Genomic DNA, 15,332 nt, shown 5'->3' on the forward strand with positions numbered 1-15,332 from the left:
ATGGCTCTGCCTGCCCTGCCTCAAGCCTGCAGCAGCCAGACTGAGAAGAGCTGCGAGGGGTCCGTCCACATCCGGTCCGCCCGCCATCCGGCCGCCGCCGCCAGGGCCCGGAGCCGCTCGGGGCGGTATTTGTGGCTGCTCTCGGTATGGATGGTCTCGCCCGCGGCGAAGCGGAAGACGCGGCCGGCCAGATGAACCTGCTGCGGCCGCTGTGCCACCAGATGCATCTCGATCCGCTCGAGCGCCGGGTTCCAGACCGCGCGGTGGCGGAAGCCGGCCGGGTCGAAATCCGCGCCGGCCTCGCGGTTCAGCCGGTGCAGCAGGTTGAGGTCGAAGGCGGCGGTGACGCCGGCGGCGTCGTCATAGGCGGCTTCGAGCACCGCCGCATCCTTCACCAGATCGGCGCCGAGCAGCAGGCGCGCGCCGGCGCCGAGCGTGCTGCGCGCCCGGCGCAGGAAAGCGCTGGCCTCCGCCGGCTCGAAATTCCCGATGGTCGAGCCGGGGAAGAAGCCGAGTCGCGGCGCCGCGCCGAGCCGGCGGGGCAGTGCGAAGGCCTCGGTGAAATCGGCGACCACCGGCAGCACGGCCAGGCCGGGGCGGGCCTGGGCGACGCGGGCCGCCGCCGCCTCAAGCCATTCCGGCGCGATGTCGACCGGCACATAGGCGGCCGGCGCATGCAGGCCCTGCAGCAGCAGCGCCCCCTTGGCCCCGTCGCCCGGGCCGAACTCGATCACCGCCGCACCGGGCCCGACCGCATCGGCGATCGCCGCCGCCTGATCCGTGAGGATCCGCGTCTCGGTCCGGGTGGGATAGTATTCGGGCAGCCGGGTGATCGCCTCGAACAGGCGTGCCCCCTCGGCATCGTAGAGCCATTTGCAGGGCAGCGTCTTGCGCGGGGCGGACAGGCCGGCGAGGGCATCGGCGACCAGGGCGGCGCGCTGCGCCTCGGCCGCGTCGCGCAGCAGCGCGCCGCTCATGCCGCATCCTCCGCCAGGCGCAGGGTGCTGAACTGCCAGCGCGCCCCGGGCGGGAAGAAGTTGCGGTAGCTCGGACGCACATGGCCCGGCGGCGTGGCGAGGGAGCCGCCGCGCAGGACCATCTGGTTGATCATGAACTTGCCGTTGTACTCGCCGACGGCGCCTTCCCACGGGCGGAAGCCGGGATAGGCGAGATAGGCGCTGTTGGTCCATTGCCAGCCGATGCCGGTGGCGTCGCGGAAGCCCGGCAATGCCGCCGCCGCCTCCCATTCCGCCTCGGTCGGCAGGCGCTTGCCGGACCAGCGGGCGAAGGCGTCCGCCTCGTACCAGGAGACGTGCCGGACCGGCATGGCGGGGTCGAGGGGCCGCAGCCCGCCCGGCGTGAACTGCATCCAGCCATCCCCGCGGCGATGCCAATGGAGCGGCGACTCCCAGCCCTCGGCGGCGCAGGTCGCCCAGCCATCGCTCATCCACAGCGTCGGCGTGCGGTAGCCGCCATCCGCCATGAAGGCCAGCCAGTCGGCATTGCTGACCAGCCGATCGGCGATGCGGCAGCCGGCGATCCAGGTCCGGTGCCGCGGCGTCTCGTTGTCGAAGACGAAGCCAGCCCCGGCATGGCCGATCTCGGCGATACCTTCCGGAAGGGGGAGGTACTGCGGCGTACCGGTCGCGGCGCGCGGCTCCTGCCAATCCGGGGCATAGGCCGGCAGCAGGGGGTTCTGCGACAGGGCGTGCAGGATGTCGGTCAGCAGCAGCTCCTGGTGCTGCTCCTCATGTTGCAGGCCGAGCTCCACCAACGGCTGCGCCTCGGGCGGCAGGTCGCCGAGCAGGTTGCGCATTCCGGCGTCGACATGCGCCCGATAGGCGGTGACCTCCGCCGCCGAGGGGCGGGTCAGCATGCCGCGGCGCGGGCGCGCGTGGCGCGGCCCCGCCGCTTCGTAATACGAATTGAACAGGAAGCCGAACCGCTCATCGAACCGCTGATAACCGTCCAGGTGCGGGATGAGCAGGAAGGTCTCGAAGAACCAGGTGGTATGGGCCCGGTGCCACTTCGCCGGGCTCGCATCCGGCATCGACTGGATGCACTGGTCTTCCGGCGAGAGCGGCGCCGCCAGCGCCTCGGTCCTCGCCCGAACCGCCGCGTAGCGCGCATCGGTCCGGGCGGCACTGCCCGCGGGGCCGCGGGTCTGGATCACGTTCATGCACGCTCCTGGTGTTTCCCACCCCTGGCGGTCCCGGCTGGAAGGCCGGCGGTGCTGGTCCCCGCCCCGCGCTCCCGGCACCGTGCGGCGCTGACCCGGAGACCGGCCTCGACGCGCAGACCGGCGATGGCGTGGAGAAATCGCCCGGATGGACGATGAAGCGCAGGGCCCTGACCGGCGATGCCTGCTGACCGCCTTACCTGAAAGGGAAAAGCCGGGAGCAGGCAATGGTTCCGGCTCACGCTGTCCGTGGCCGGCAGGCCCGGGATTCGTGACCATGGGCTGCTCGAGTGCCGGATACCGCAGCGTGCGCGCTTCGCATCACCGCAACCGCACTACGCATCATGCCGCCGCACGCAGAATAGGAGTTGCGATAAAAACCCGCGACACAATCGATGCGTGCTGATGCGCCAGCCCAGGGCCTGGGAATGCATCGCGACGCCGTCACCCGGTCCCGCCCTCGCACCATTCCCGCCAGGCGCCGCGCAAGGCGGCGGCCAGCGCCCGGCCGAAGCGCGGCGCATCGGTCAGCGGGGAGGCCGCGACGCGCGCCCGCAGCCCTGTCCGCAGCCCGGCCAGCGCCGGGAGATCGCCGGCCCGCGCCAGCGCCAGGTCGACATACTCCGCCTCCGACCGCGCGACCCAGTCCGGAAGCCCGACATTGGAGAGATGGCTCACCGCATGCCGGGCGCAGAAACTGTCGCCGGCGAGGGCGACCACCGGCACGCCCATCCAGAGCGCCTCGCACACCGTCAGGCCGCCGGCATAGGGAAAGGGGTCAAGCGCGATATCCACCTCGCCATAGGCGGCGAGCAGAGCCTGGTGCGGCACGCCGCCGGCGAGGGTGACACGCTCCACCGGAACCCCGGCCGCCGCCAGTCGGGCCGCAACCCGCTCGCGCGTGGCGGTCTCGGCCAGGGCATGGGTGCGCAGCACCAAGCGCGACTCCGGCAGGCCGTGCAGGATCCGGCCCCAGACCTGCAGCACGCGCGGCGTGATCTTGGCGAGGTTGTTGAAGCAGCCGAAGGTGACATGGCCACGCGCCAGGGCCGGCAGCGGCGCGACGGGCGGCGCCGCGGGCGGCGGCGCGTAGCAGACATAGCCATCCGGCAGTCGCAGCAGGCGTTCGGCATAGAAGCGCTCGAACCCCGGCGGCGTCTCCCAGGCATCGGTCAGCATCCAGTCGAGCCCGTCGAGGCCCATGCTGCCATTTTGCATGCCGACCCATTTGATCTGCACCGGCGCCGGCCGTTGCTGCAGCACGCCCGGACGGCCGCCATCGCCATAGCCGCCGAGATCGAGCAGCAGGTCGATGCCGTCCTCCACCATCAGCGCGGCGATGGCGGCATCCTCCAGCGCGCCCACCTCGCGCCAGGCCGCGCAGCGCGCCCGGAAGCGCCCGGCCATGGCGTCCTTGCGCGGCTTCAGGCTGTAGGCGAACAGCTCGAAATCGGCTTCCGGCAAGGCCTCCAGCCCGGCCAAGGTCAGCCAGCCGACCGGATGCTGGCCGAGGCCGCCGGAGAGCAGGCCGATGCGCAGCCGCCGGTCCGCGTCGCGCGGCCGCGCGGGCGCCGGCGCGGCCGGGCCGAGCCGCTCGCAGATGGCGCGGCCGGAGGCCAGCAGCGCCGCGGCATGGCCGCGCTGCGGATGATAGGGTTGCACCGCCATACGGGTGATCAGCGCCTGGCTGCCGCCGGCGGGATGCGCGACGGCGCGTTCCGCCGTGTCGAGCGCCGCGGCCTGCTCGCCGAGGGCATTCAGGGCGAGGGCCTGGTTCAGCAGCAGGATGGGCTGCGGACCGAAGGCGCGGATCGCCTCCTCCAACACCTCGAGCATCGCCGACACCCGGTGGGAAGTCCACAACACCGTCGCCAACCGATTGCGCAGGTCGAGCTCGCTCGGCCGCGCGGCGATGGCGGCGCGCAGCAGCGGCTCGGCCTCGGCATCATGTCCGGCATCGGCCAGCGCCAGGCCGAGCGCGGCCTGCAACTCGCCGTTCTCCGGCGCCAGGGCCAGGGCGGCGCGAAGCTCGGCGAGCTCCGCGGCCGGCTGGCCGGCGAGCCCGTGCAGCTCCGCCGCGGCCACGGCCCAGCCGGCGGCATCGGGCACGGCCCTGGCGCGCGCCGCGATGCCAGCCAGCGCCGCCGCAGCCCCGTCCCGCCGCAGCCAGGCCTGGGCCAACAGCCGCGCTGCGCCGACATGATCCGGGCGCAGGGCGAGCACCCGCATCGCCGCGTCGCAGGCCACCCCGAACTCGCCGCGGGCGAGGGCGAGGCGCGCCGCGACGACCTCGAGCTCCGGCTCCGAGGGATCGAGCGCCCGGGCGCGCGCGATCAGGCCCGCCGCCGCCTCGAGCCGGCCGGCTGCCTCTTCGAGCATGGCCAGGGCGGCCAGCGCCGGGACATGGCCCGGATCGTGCGCGAGCGCCGTGACGAAGAGGCGGGCGGCCTGCTCCGCCTCGCCGCGCAGCCCGGCGAGGGTGCCGAGGCGGAAGGGCGGCTCGGCATGGCCGGGCAGCATCCGCGCCGCCTGCGCCAGGGCCGGCTCCGCCTCGTCCAGCCGGCCGAGCTGCATCAGCGCCAGCCCGAGATTGAGGAAGGCGAGGCCACCCCCCTCCCCGGCCGCCGCCGCCCGTTGCAGCAGGGGCACGGCCGATGCCGGGGCGCCGGCGGCGAGGGCCGCCAGGCCCGACCGCCAGGCCTCCGTCTCCGCGGCGCGGTCCGATGCCAGCATCTCAGTGCCTCGCCGCCCGAGGGTTCGCCGCCTGGGGTTTCGCTGCCCAGGCCGCGACCAGCAGGCCGGGCGCGCTCGACTCGCCGTTGCGGCGCAGCGCCTCCGGTCGGCATTCCAGCACCTCCAGCCCACATGCGGCGGCGCAGGCCGTCACATGCCCGGCTGCGTGCCGGTAGCGGCCTTCGGGGCCGAGCCGCCAGGTCTCGCCGGGCGCCGCCTGCTCCAGGCTGAAGAGCAGCAGGCCGCCAGGGGCGAGACGCTGCCGGCAGAGCGTCAGCGGCTCCTGCAGCAGGCCGAAATAGCAGAAGACGTCGGCCGCGGTGATCAGGGCGTAGCCGCCCTCCTCGGCGGGCAGCGCCTCGGTCAGGTCGGCCTGGCGCAGCTCGGTATAGATGCCCTTCGTCGCGGCTTGTTCCAGCATGCGGCGGGACAGGTCGATCCCGACCAGCGGCCCGCGCAGCAGGTCCGACAGCGCCGCGCCAACGAGGCCGGTGCCGCAGCCAAGATCGAGCACCGGCCCGAGTCCTTCCTGCATGCTCCGGGGCCGCAGCCGCTCCACCGCCCGGCGGATCAGGCCGGGCACCCGGTAGCCGAGGCCGAGGAGGGATTGTTCGAAATGCGCCGCATAGCCGTCGAAGAGCGTGATGACATAGCCGGCCGGGGCGCGGTCGGTCGCGGTGCCGGCGGCGGCGGCGGCGAGATGCGCGATATAGGGGTTGTCCGGCGCCAGCCGGGCGGCGGCCGCGAAATGCGGCCCCGCCTCCTCCAGCCGGCCGAGGCTCACCAGGGCATGCGCCAGGACGCTGTGCACCGCGCCGTCGACGACGCCCCGGGCCAGCGCGGCGCGGGCGAGGCCGGCCGCCGCCTCGGCATCGCCGGCGAGCAGGGCGGCCTGGGCGCGCAGCGCCGAGACGCCCGCCGTCCAGGGGGCGGCGGTCTCGCAATGCAGGAACAGCTCGCTCGCCGCCTCGTAGCGGCCGGCGCGCAGGAAGGCCTGGCCGAGACGGAGTTGCAGCGCGTGGTTGCCGGGCTCGGCCCGCCAGGCCTCGCCGAGGAACCAGATCGCCTCGTCATGCCGGCCGGTCTCGAGCAGCGCCGAGCCCAGCAGCAGTCGCGCCGGGCGGTCCTCGGGCGCGGCCATCACCGCCGCGGCGGCGTCGTCAACGGCGCCGGCATGCCGGCCACGCGCCAGGCGGATCCGGGCGCGCAGCCGGAGCAGCGACGCATCCTCGGCCTCGAGCAGGGCGGCATCGGCGGCCGCCTCCGCCTCCTCGAGGCGGTGGAGCTGCAGCATCGCCTCCGCCCGCAGCGCGGCGGCGGCGGGGGCGCCGAGATGCCGGAGGCGGTCGAGCATCGGCAGCGCCTCCTCGGCCCGGCCGTCGCGGAGCAGCAGCCGCGCCTGCTCGGCGAGGCGATCGGTGACGGGCGTCGCCGGGGCGGCTGCCGGCATGGGCGCGGGGCGCATCATCGGGGCGCTCACCGCCAGAGACCGGCGGCGAAGTGGTCGTTCATCTCGGCAACGAAGCCGAGATCCGGCGATGGCTGGTCGCATTCGCGCAGCACGGCGAGCGCCACCCCGGCGATCTGCGCCCGCAGCGGCGCGGGCAGCGCATTGGTCGGGTCCATGACGGACGCATGCACCGCATCCCAGAGCCGGCGGTTGTCGGCGACGGCGCGGGCGCGGGCGAGCGGCTCGGCGCCATCGGCGGCGCGGATGGCGCGGTTGGCGCGCACGAAGACCTCGGCCTCCATCTGCTTGGCGGTCAACCTGCGGCGATAGGCCGCGGCGCCGGCGGAGGGCATGGAGGGCGGTCTGGGCGCGGGGAATTCCTGGGTCATGCGCAGCATTCCTTGCTGGAGTGCCGCTCGGGCGATGCCGCGACGGCGTGACGGGAAGCGTCGGCCGGCATCCTGCCGGCAATGCCGTGGCCCGCGCGCGGAGCGGGGCGGACGACGCGGAGGGTGGCTAGCGGAACAGGCTGAGCAGGGATTGCGGCGCGGAGTTGGCGATGCTGAGCGCCTGGGTGCCGAGCTGCTGGCGGATCTGGAGCGACTGCAGCTTGGCGGATTCCTTGGCGAGGTCGGCATCGACCAGGGCGCCGAGGCCGCTTTCCTGCGCGTCCATCTTCGCCTTGTTGTAGGTGATCTGGCTGTCGATGTAGTTGGAGTAGCTGCCGAAGTTGTTGAGCTGCGTCAGCGTGTTGCTGATCGCCTTCGTCAGCGCGCCGCCATTGGTGACCGCGGCGGCGGCGGAGGTGGCGGACCAGGTGTTGGCGGCGGAGATGTTGTTGTAGATGTTGGTCAGCGCGGCATAGGCGCTGAAGGTGTAGTTGTCGCCGGCGCCGTTGCGCACGACGGTCTTGGTCAGGGTGCTGCTGTTCGGGGTCAGGATGTTCTGCCCGTTGTAGTTCGCATCCTGGATGAAGGACTTGATGTTGCTGGTCAGCTCCTTCACCTGGCTCTGGTACTGGGCCTTCTGGTCGCTGGTGATGGTGCCGTCGGCGAGCTTGACGACGATGGTCTTCAAGGTCTTCAGCGTGTCGGAGACGTTGGTGAGGCTGGCATTGGTGACGTCGAGCAGGCCTTTGACGCCGCCGAGCTGCTCATTGGCCGACTGCGTCGCGGCGATCTCGCCCCGCACGCGCTCGGCCACCGCATAGGCGGCGCCGTCATCCTTGGCGTCGGAGACACGGTAGCCGGTCGAGATGCGCTTCTGGGTCGCGGTCAGCTCGTCGGCGGTTCGGTTGAGCGATTGCAGCGCGACCATCGCGCCGGTGTTGGTGTTCACCGAGTTCAAGGGCATGCGGGTTTTCCCCTTCCGTTGCCAGGCCCGGCTCGTCCGGGACCACGGCGGCAGCCTTGCCCGGCGGGGATGAAATCGGGGTTAAAGCCGTTCCCGAAACTTCGAGGGCACGGCGCCGGTCAGACGCCCTGCAGCCACAAGGTGAGCTCGGCCAGCCCGCGGAAGGCCAGCAGGCTGACGATGCCGACCAGGCTCGCCTCCTGCACCGGGCCGAGGCGCCCCCAGGCGCCGCGCAGTGCCCGCAGCACCTTGCGCAACCGGCCGTACCACGGGGCTGGCGCCGCCCGGGCAGGGCGGGGAGAGGGCGGGATGGCGAAGCCGTCGAAGAGGGCCTGGGTCTGCATGGCCCGATTGGAACAAAGAGCGAACCCCTGCGCAAGCGTTAAAGTTCACTCTCCGTTCACGGCCTGCAACAGCCTGCGGCATGGGCCGGAAACCGGCCCAGGCCATTGATTGGCTTCGTTGCTAGTCCTCTCGCGGCAGCCGGATCCCGGTCAGCGCCTGATAGGCGCGGATGACGAAGGCATCGTCCTTGCCGCCATGCCCCTGCGCCCGCGCCGCGACGAAGAGCTGATGCGCCTGCGCCGCCAGGGGCGCCGGGAAAGCGACGTTCCGTGCCATGTCGCCGACCAGGCCGAGATCCTTGACGAAGATGTCGACCGCCGAGCGCGGCGTCTCGTCGCCCTCCAGCACATGCGGCATGCGGTTCTCGAACATCCAGGAATTGCCGGCAGCGCTGGTGACGATCTCGAACAGCCGCTGCGGGTCGAGGCCGGCCTTGATGCCGAGCGCCATGGCCTCGGCCGCGACGGCGATATGCACGCCGGCGAGAAGCTGGTGCACCACCTTCATGGTCGCGCCGAGGCCCGGCGCCTCGCCCAGATGCCAGACCTTCCTGGCGATGGCCTGCAGCACCGGCTGCGCCTTCGCCATCGCCGCCTCGCTGCCCGAGGCCATGACGGTCATCTGCCCGGCCCGCGCCCCGGTCGCGCCGCCGGAGACCGGGGCATCGACATAGAGGAAGCCTCGCGCCTCGGCCTCGGCGGCGAGGCGGCGGGCATCCTCCGGCGCCAGGGTGCAGGAGTTCACGATCACCGCGCCGGGCGCGAGGCGCGGCGCCACGCCCTCCGTGCTGAACAGCGCCGCCGCGGCCTGCGCCGCATTGACCACCAGCAGCAGCACCGCCTCGGTGCCCTCGGGCAGCGCGGCGGCGCTCCCGGCCGCCCGGCCGCCGGCCGCGGTGAACTCCGCCTGCGCCGCCGGCCGCGGATCGCAGCCCGCGACCTCGAGCCCCGGCGCCCGCAGCAGGTTCAGCGCCGCGCCCATGCCCATGCTGCCCAGCCCGATCACCGCGACGCGCATGCCATCCTCCCCGATCCTGCCGCACGCTCCGGCCTGGCCGACCGCAGGTCAAGGCGGGCGGGCCGCGAGCGTTCCGCCGTGCGGCGATCCGGTCTAGGCTCCGGCCGCAGGCAGCCCGCGGGGCGCGCCGCAGCGATACGGGCCGCCGCGTCCGGCGCCCCCTCCCCGCCCGCCGACGGGCGCGCGGCATGGGGACCGGCCAGATGGGGCCATCGGGGGGAACGAGGATGAATCTGCACAGGATGCTCCAGGCCCGGGCCGCCGCGGGCAAGCCCGTCACGGTCGGGGTGATCGGCGCCGGCAAGTTCGGCTCGATGTTCCTCGCCGCCTCGCAGCGCACGCCCGGGATGCATGTCGCCGGCATCGCCGACCTCGCCTTGCCGCGGGCGCGCGACGCCCTCGCCCGCATCGGCTGGCCGGAGGCGAAATACGCCGCGCCGGATCTCGATGCCGCGCATCGTAGCGGCGCGACGGCGCTGACCGAGGATGCGATGGCGCTGATCGCCGATCCGCGCATCGAGGTGATCGTCGAATGCACCGGCCATCCCGCCGCCGGCATCCGCCACGCGCTGGCCGCGATCGAGCACGGCAAGCACATCGTCATGGTGAATGTCGAGGCCGATGTCCTCGCCGGCCCGCTGCTGGCCGAGCGCGCCCGTGCCGCCGGCACCGTCTATTCCATGGCCTATGGCGACCAGCCCTCCCTCGTCTGCGAGATCGTCGACACGCTGCGGGCCGAGGGCTTCACGGTGGTCGCCGCCGGCAAGGGCACGAAATTCCTGCCGGAATACCATGCCAGCACGCCCGCCACGGTCTGGCGCCATTACGGGCTGACCGAGGAGCAGGCGCGGCTCGGCGGCATGAACCCGCAGATGTTCAACTCCTTCCTCGACGGCACGAAGTCCGGCATCGAGATGGCGGCGATCGCCAATGCCACCGGCCTCGAGCCGCCGGAGGACGGCCTCGCCTTCCCGCCCTGCGGCACCCAGGACCTGCCGCGGGTCTTCGCCGGCAGCACCGGGCGGGTCGAGGTGATCTCCTCGCTCGAGCGTGACGGCCGGCCGGTGGTGGGCGACCTGCGCTGGGGCGTCTATGCGGTGTTCGAGGGCGAGACCGACTACATCCGCCGCTGCTTCTCGGAATACGGCGTCGCCACCGATCCCTCCGGCCGCTACGCGGCATTGTGGCGGCCCTATCACTTCATCGGGCTCGAACTCGGCATCTCCGTCGCCTCGGCGGCGCTGCGGCGCGAGCCCACCGGCTCCTCGGAGGCCTGGCGCGGCGATGTCGCGGCGACCGCCAAGCGCGACCTCGCGGCCGGCGAGGTGCTGGATGGCGAGGGTGGCGCCATGGTCTGGGGCAAGTGCATCCCGGCGCAGCGCTCGCTCGCCCTCGGCGCGCTGCCGATCGGCCTCGCCCATGGCGTGCCGCTGAAGCGGGCGGTGAAGGCGGGCAGCATCGTCACCGCGGCCGATGTGGCGCTCGACGAGGCCGCCGAGGCGGTGCGCATCCGCCGCGCCATGGAGCAGGCGGCGCGGCCGGCCAGGGCGGCGGAGTAGCCGCCCGGCGCTCCGCTCAGGGCCTGAAGGCGGCGAAGAGGGCGGCGGCCCGCGGCAGGCGATCGGGGTGCCGCGCCATCGCCCAGAGCTCGTCCCAGCGGGCGCCGAAGCCAGGCTCGACGCAGCGGCGGAATTTCTCCCGCAGCGCCGCCTCCGGATGCGGCCGGTCGGGATCGCCCGGCGTGCCGATCACCTCGCGCCGGCGCACCGTGCCATCGGCGAGGCGGAGCGCCAGGCGGCAGACCCGCTCGCCGGGCTGGCGCGCCGTCAGCGCCGGGTCGTGCCGCAGCACCACCCGGGCGGCGAGGGCGCGGATCGCCGGATCGGCGATGGCCTCGGGCGCGAAATCCTCGATCCAGGCATCGCCGCGCAGGATCCGCGTCGCCACGGCGAAGGGGATGGAGAAGCGGCCGGCGATGGGGGTCGCCGGCGCCTGCTCGGCGAGCAGCGAGGCGGAATGGAAGGTCTCGACCTCGATCGCCGCGATGGCCTCGGGCGCGACCGGCGCCTCGGCCAGCAGCGCCTCGATCGCCTCCAGCGCGCCCTGGGTCTCGCGGCAGCAGGCCTGCCGCTTCAGGAAGCTCTCGAGGATGAACCAGCGGCCGGCGCCGGCCGCGTAGGCGGCGGCGTCCCAGGCCTCGCCGATCACCTGGCCGAAGACCACCGGGATGCCCCCCGGCTCGCCGGTGATGCCGGCCTCGGCCAGGTCGACCGCCAGCAGCCCGTTCTGCGCCGCCGCCCCGGCATAGACGTTGCGCACGGAGCCGCCGCGCAGCGAGGCGGTGGCGCTGGTGGCGAGGCCGAGGCTGGCGGCGAGGTCGAGCACCCGCCGCGTCATCGCCGCGTCATGGCCGCGCAGGCTGGCCACCGCCGCGGCGGCGCCGACCACGCCCCAGGTGCCGTGCGGATGCGCCGCCGGCCGCAGCCGCATGGCCTGGCCGATGCGCGACCCCGCCTCGTAGCCGCGGATGCAGGCGGTCAGCAGCGCCTCTCCGCCGCAGTCCCGCGCCGCCGCCTCGGCCAGGGCCGGGGCGATGGCATGGATCGCCGGATGCCCGCCAGCCGGGTAGTTGCCCTCGTCGAGCTCGACCGCCGTGCCGGCAAGGCCGGTGAGGAAGGCGGCCATGGGCGGCGCCGCCGCGGCCGCCGCACCGAGCAGCGGCACGCCGCCGGTCGCGTGCCGGGCGGTCATGGCCCGCAGCTCCGGCTCGCGGTGCCCGGCCAGGATGGCGCCGAGCGTATCGGCGAGGATCAGGCCCGCATGGTCGCGGACCGGCTGGGGGATCGGCTGCATGGCGCGAGGCTCGCCGCTCGGCGCCGGCAGCGCAAGCTCAGGCAAGGCAGGGGACGGGGCGCGTGGTCATGGCGCCCGGTGGCGCGACTGCGCCGCCATCCGCACCGCCGCATTGGGCGCGCCGTACTGGTCGTAGCCGCCGCGGCGCTCGACCACCTCGAAGAAGAAGCGGTCCTGGAAGGTCCGGCTGTAGGCGTGCAGGAAGCTGCCCGACGAACCGTCCTGGTCGTAGAGCAGGTGCCCCCGCCGCAGGGAGGCGAGGCGCGCCTCCTCCAGCCCGAATTGGGCCTCGAGGTCGTCGTAGTAGTTCTCCGGGATGTCGAGCAGCGGCGCCGCCGGCATGGCGGCGACCAGCGCCGCGGCATCCGGCGTGGCGAAGGCGATGTGATGCACGCCGGCCCCGGCATAGGCGGAGACGAAGCGCCCCGTGGTGGTCTGCCGGCTCTCCGAGACGTTCAGCGGCAGGCGGATGCTGCGCTCGGGCGAGGAGAGGGTGCGGCTGCGGACGATGCCGAAGGGATCTGGCAATTCCAGCATCGGCTCCGACTGCAGGCCGAAGACGCTGCGGTAGAAGAGCACGAAGCCGTCGAGATGGGTGGGGGCCAGCGCCTGCACCACATGGTCGATGCCGCTGAAGGGCGGCGGGCCGCCGGCGCCCGGCCGCAGTGCGAAATCATCCGCCCAGATATCCGTGCCGGTGCGCACCAGGTAGATCAGCGTGCCGTCCGGCGCGCGGATCGCCGGGATGCGCTGCTCCCCCTCCCCCACCGGCTCCTGCCAGGCGGGGCTGAGCAGGGCGCGGGCGCGGGCGAGCGCGCGGTCCGGCTCGTCGACCCGCAGCGCCATGGCGCAGACCGCGGGGCCGAACATCTCGAACCGCTCGGCGGCGGCGCTGTCGGGCTCGCTGTTCAGCACCAGGTTGACGCCGCCCTGGCGCTGCAGCTCCACCGCCTTCGAGCGGTGCCGGCCGGCACGGTGGAAGCCGAGCCTGCCGAGGAAGCTGCCGAGTTCGGCACGGGCGGGCTCGTCCACCGCGAATTCCACGAATTCGATGCCGTCCAGCACCGGCGCGGCCGGCAGCGGCGCCGCCGGCATGCTGGCCGACGCGGCTTCTGCCCGCACCGCGTCGTCCAGCCAGATCAGGCTGCGCAGCGCGTCACGGGCGATGCGGCGGACCGGCGCGGCGCGGAACTCGTCGTTGAAGATCTCGAGCGAGACCGGCCCGCGATAGCCGGCGCGCAGGACGTCGCGGAGGAAATCCGCGACCGGCAGCTCGCCCTGGCCAGGGAAGAGGCGGAAATGCCGGCTCCAGGAGAGCACGTCCATGTCGAGCTTCGGCGCATCGGCGAGCTGCAGGAAGAACAGCTTCTCCGCCGGCACCGCCCCCAGCCCCGCGAGGTCGTCGCCGCGCGACAGGGTGTGGAAGCTGTCGAGGATGAGGCCGAGGGCGGGGTGATCGGCCGCGCGCAGGATGTCCCAGGCCTGGCGCCAGAGGCTCACCTGCCGGCCCCAGGCCAGCGCCTCGTAGCCGACGCGCAGCCCGCGCCGGGCGGCGCGCTCGGCCATCTCCCGCAGGTCGGCGGCGGCGCGCTCCGGCTCCGGTAGCGTCGCCGCCTGGGTGTTGCTGCAGACCAGGATCAGCTCGGCGCCGAGCGCCTGCATGGTGTCGAATTTCCGCTCCGCGCGGTCGAGGTTGCGGCGCCGGATGGGCTCCGGCATCGCCTCGAAGTCGCGGAAGGGCTGGTAGATGCTTACGGCGAGGCCGAGGTCCCGGCAGAGCCGGCCGACCTCCTCCGGCGAGCCGTCATAGGTCAGCAGGTCGTTCTCGAAGATCTCGACGCCCTGGAAGCCGATGGCGGCCGCGGCCTCCAGCTTGTCCGGCAGGGCGCCGCTCAGACAGACGGTGGCGATCGATTTCGGCAGCGGCATCCCTGGCCTCCCGGTCAGCCTGCAGGCCCGGGCCTGTGGGCTCGGACTGGCACCCTGGTGCAATATCAGCGGACCGGTCGCCAGACCGGTCCGAGGCCCCGAACGGGGCCCGCCGCAGGTGCGGCGCAGCCAGGCAAGCCGGAGGCTTGCGCCCGGCGCCTGAGGGCACGCGATCTCAAACCTCGAGGAAGATCGTCTCGCCCTCGCCCTGCAGCCGGATGTCGAGCGTCCAGCTTCCGGAGCCGGCGGGCCGGGCGATCAGCGTCGCGCGCTCGGCCGGGTCCGCGATGGCAGCGAGCAGCGGATCGGTCTCGTTCAGCGCCTCGCCCTCGAAATAGAGCCGGGTGCGCAGCGCCGTCATCAGCCCGCGCGCCAGCAGCACCACCGAGAGATGCGGCGCCTGGGTCTGGTTGCCGAGGCCGGGCACCGCCTCCGGCTTCACGGTGACGAAGCGGAAGCGTCCCTCGCCATCGGTCGCGGCGCGGCCATAGCCGGGGAAATGCTCGTCGGCCGGCGGGCTCGACTGCCAGATCTCGACCGCGGCGTCGCTGACCGGCGCGCCCTCGCCATCGGTGACGCGGCCGGTGACGGTGATGCGCTCGCCCTCGGCGCCGAAGCGCGTCAGGTCGGCCCATTCCGCATGCTCGATCAGGTGCCAGTAGGGGCCGATGGTCTGGCTGGCGGTGGCGGCGGGCATCAATGCGCCTCCCCGTCCTCGAAGGGCGTCGCGCCGCGGCCGCGCAGCACGATGTCGAAGCGGTAGCCGAGCGCCCATTCCGGCTCGGTGACGTCGAGGTCGAAGCGGCTCACCAGCCGCTCCCGCGCCCCGGCATCGCTGACGGCGTGGTAGATCGGGTCGAATTCCAGCAGCGGGTCGCCGGGGAAATACATCTGGGTGATCAGCCGCTGCGCGAAGCCGCTGCCGAAGAGCGAGAAATGGATGTGCACCGGCCGCCAGGCATTGTGGTGGTTGCGCCAGGGATAGGCGCCCGGCTTGATGGTGACGAAGCGGTAGTGTCCCTCGGCATCGGTGAAGACGCGTCCCTCGCCGGGGAAGTTCGGATCGGCCGGCGCGTCGTGGGTGTCGCGCGGATGCGCGTAGCGGCCCGCGGCATTGGCCTGCCAGAGCTCGATCATGGTGTTCGGCACCGGGCGGCCATCCTCGTCGGTGACCCGGCCAGCGACGATGATCCGCTCGCCGAGCGGCGCCGCCTTCCCCTGCCGGGTCATGTCGGCGATCTCGGGGAAGAGCGCGCGCGTGAAGGCCGGCCCGGTCGTCTCGCTCACCGTCTGGGCCAGGCGCCGCAGGGGCCGGTTCGGATGGCGCAGGCGCGTGCTGCCATAGGCCGCATGGTCGAGCGGCGGCTGGGTGCCGGCCTGGAAGGGCCGGAAGGGCACGGGATCCGACATGCGTGGTCTCCTCCTCTTCGGCGCGATTGCGCCGGGCTTCTCGACGGCGCAGGGGTGCCGGGT

General features: G+C 73.4%; 13 protein-coding genes. 1 reads left to right on the plus strand and 12 read right to left on the minus strand.

Going from position 1 to position 15,332, the window contains the following annotated elements:
- Nucleotides 1–20: 20 nt before the first annotated feature.
- The 8 genes from egtD to ltnD all read right to left on the minus strand — a co-directional run bounded on the left by egtD (nt 21) and on the right by ltnD (nt 9,077).
- Entirely contained in the window at nt 21–977 is a 957-nt protein-coding gene (gene egtD / locus HJG45_RS00170; protein ID WP_171610068.1) for an L-histidine N(alpha)-methyltransferase, read from the minus strand.
- Nucleotides 974–2,179 carry an ergothioneine biosynthesis protein EgtB gene (gene egtB, locus HJG45_RS00175; protein ID WP_171610069.1) on the minus strand — a complete coding sequence of 402 codons (1,206 nt, stop codon included), beginning with the start codon at nt 2,177–2,179 and terminating at the stop codon, nt 974–976. Before egtB ends, egtD begins: the two co-directional genes overlap by 4 nt.
- Nucleotides 2,180–2,623: 444 nt before the next feature.
- On the minus strand, nt 2,624–4,912 hold the full coding sequence (locus HJG45_RS00180; RefSeq protein WP_171610070.1) for a tetratricopeptide repeat protein: 2,289 nt from the start codon (nt 4,910–4,912) through the stop codon (nt 2,624–2,626).
- A gap of 1 nt (nt 4,913) precedes the next feature.
- Nucleotides 4,914–6,362, minus strand: coding sequence for a tetratricopeptide repeat protein (locus tag HJG45_RS00185; RefSeq protein ID WP_171610071.1), 1,449 nt, complete (start codon nt 6,360–6,362; stop codon nt 4,914–4,916).
- A 26-nt stretch (nt 6,363–6,388) separates the two neighbouring features.
- Complete coding sequence (locus HJG45_RS00190) at nt 6,389–6,751, minus strand: flagellar biosynthesis regulator FlaF (protein ID WP_171610072.1); 363 nt, start codon at nt 6,749–6,751, stop codon at nt 6,389–6,391.
- 127 nt (nt 6,752–6,878) lie between these two features.
- A complete protein-coding gene (locus tag HJG45_RS00195; RefSeq protein WP_171610073.1) occupies nt 6,879–7,715 on the minus strand; it encodes a flagellin in 837 nt (278 codons plus the stop codon).
- 119 nt (nt 7,716–7,834) lie between these two features.
- Nucleotides 7,835–8,059 (minus strand): hypothetical protein, encoded by a 225-nt coding sequence (locus HJG45_RS00200; protein ID WP_171610074.1) that lies wholly within the window; start codon nt 8,057–8,059, stop codon nt 7,835–7,837.
- A 121-nt stretch (nt 8,060–8,180) separates the two neighbouring features.
- The gene (ltnD, locus tag HJG45_RS00205; protein ID WP_171610075.1) at nt 8,181–9,077 is read right to left on the minus strand and encodes an L-threonate dehydrogenase; all 897 of its coding nucleotides are present in this window, start codon (nt 9,075–9,077) and stop codon (nt 8,181–8,183) included.
- A gap of 242 nt (nt 9,078–9,319) precedes the next feature.
- Here ltnD and HJG45_RS00210 point away from each other — a divergent pair, with 242 nt between their 5' ends.
- Entirely contained in the window at nt 9,320–10,636 is a 1,317-nt protein-coding gene (locus tag HJG45_RS00210) for an NAD(P)H-dependent oxidoreductase (protein ID WP_368040482.1), read from the plus strand.
- Nucleotides 10,637–10,652: 16 nt separating this feature from the next.
- Here HJG45_RS00210 and HJG45_RS00215 read toward each other — a convergent pair whose 3' ends face one another.
- From HJG45_RS00215 to pcaH, 4 genes are all read right to left on the minus strand, one after another.
- Complete coding sequence (locus HJG45_RS00215) at nt 10,653–11,930, minus strand: MmgE/PrpD family protein (RefSeq protein WP_171610077.1); 1,278 nt, start codon at nt 11,928–11,930, stop codon at nt 10,653–10,655.
- A 66-nt stretch (nt 11,931–11,996) separates the two neighbouring features.
- Nucleotides 11,997–13,859: a bifunctional sugar phosphate isomerase/epimerase/4-hydroxyphenylpyruvate dioxygenase family protein gene (locus tag HJG45_RS00220; RefSeq protein WP_171610078.1), complete on the minus strand. Its 1,863-nt coding sequence runs from the start codon at nt 13,857–13,859 to the stop codon at nt 11,997–11,999.
- 175 nt (nt 13,860–14,034) lie between these two features.
- Nucleotides 14,035–14,556 carry a protocatechuate 3,4-dioxygenase subunit alpha gene (gene pcaG, locus HJG45_RS00225; RefSeq protein ID WP_217362777.1) on the minus strand — a complete coding sequence of 174 codons (522 nt, stop codon included), beginning with the start codon at nt 14,554–14,556 and terminating at the stop codon, nt 14,035–14,037.
- Nucleotides 14,556–15,269 (minus strand): protocatechuate 3,4-dioxygenase subunit beta, encoded by a 714-nt coding sequence (pcaH, locus tag HJG45_RS00230; RefSeq protein WP_171610080.1) that lies wholly within the window; start codon nt 15,267–15,269, stop codon nt 14,556–14,558. Before pcaH ends, pcaG begins: the two co-directional genes overlap by 1 nt.
- Nucleotides 15,270–15,332: the final 63 nt, after the last annotated feature.

The sequence above is a fragment of the Roseicella sp. DB1501 genome (assembly GCF_013112485.1).
Taxonomy (GTDB): Bacteria; Pseudomonadota; Alphaproteobacteria; order Acetobacterales; family Acetobacteraceae; genus Paracraurococcus.

Excerpts from the sequence above, each read along its gene's own strand:
- egtD (WP_171610068.1), bottom strand. The coding sequence starts at position 977 with ATGAGCGGCGCGCTGCTGCGCGACGCGGCCGAGGCGCAGCGCGCCGCC.
- egtB (WP_171610069.1), bottom strand. The coding sequence starts at position 2,179 with ATGAACGTGATCCAGACCCGCGGCCCCGCGGGCAGTGCCGCCCGGACC.
- HJG45_RS00180 (WP_171610070.1), bottom strand. The coding sequence starts at position 4,912 with ATGCTGGCATCGGACCGCGCCGCGGAGACGGAGGCCTGGCGGTCGGGC.
- HJG45_RS00185 (WP_171610071.1), bottom strand. The coding sequence starts at position 6,362 with ATGCCGGCAGCCGCCCCGGCGACGCCCGTCACCGATCGCCTCGCCGAG.
- HJG45_RS00190 (WP_171610072.1), bottom strand. The coding sequence starts at position 6,751 with ATGACCCAGGAATTCCCCGCGCCCAGACCGCCCTCCATGCCCTCCGCC.
- HJG45_RS00195 (WP_171610073.1), bottom strand. The coding sequence starts at position 7,715 with ATGCCCTTGAACTCGGTGAACACCAACACCGGCGCGATGGTCGCGCTG.
- HJG45_RS00200 (WP_171610074.1), bottom strand. The coding sequence starts at position 8,059 with ATGCAGACCCAGGCCCTCTTCGACGGCTTCGCCATCCCGCCCTCTCCC.
- ltnD (WP_171610075.1), bottom strand. The coding sequence starts at position 9,077 with ATGCGCGTCGCGGTGATCGGGCTGGGCAGCATGGGCATGGGCGCGGCG.
- HJG45_RS00210 (WP_368040482.1), top strand. The coding sequence starts at position 9,320 with ATGCTCCAGGCCCGGGCCGCCGCGGGCAAGCCCGTCACGGTCGGGGTG.
- HJG45_RS00215 (WP_171610077.1), bottom strand. The coding sequence starts at position 11,930 with ATGCAGCCGATCCCCCAGCCGGTCCGCGACCATGCGGGCCTGATCCTC.
- HJG45_RS00220 (WP_171610078.1), bottom strand. The coding sequence starts at position 13,859 with ATGCCGCTGCCGAAATCGATCGCCACCGTCTGTCTGAGCGGCGCCCTG.
- pcaG (WP_217362777.1), bottom strand. The coding sequence starts at position 14,556 with ATGCCCGCCGCCACCGCCAGCCAGACCATCGGCCCCTACTGGCACCTG.
- pcaH (WP_171610080.1), bottom strand. The coding sequence starts at position 15,269 with ATGTCGGATCCCGTGCCCTTCCGGCCCTTCCAGGCCGGCACCCAGCCG.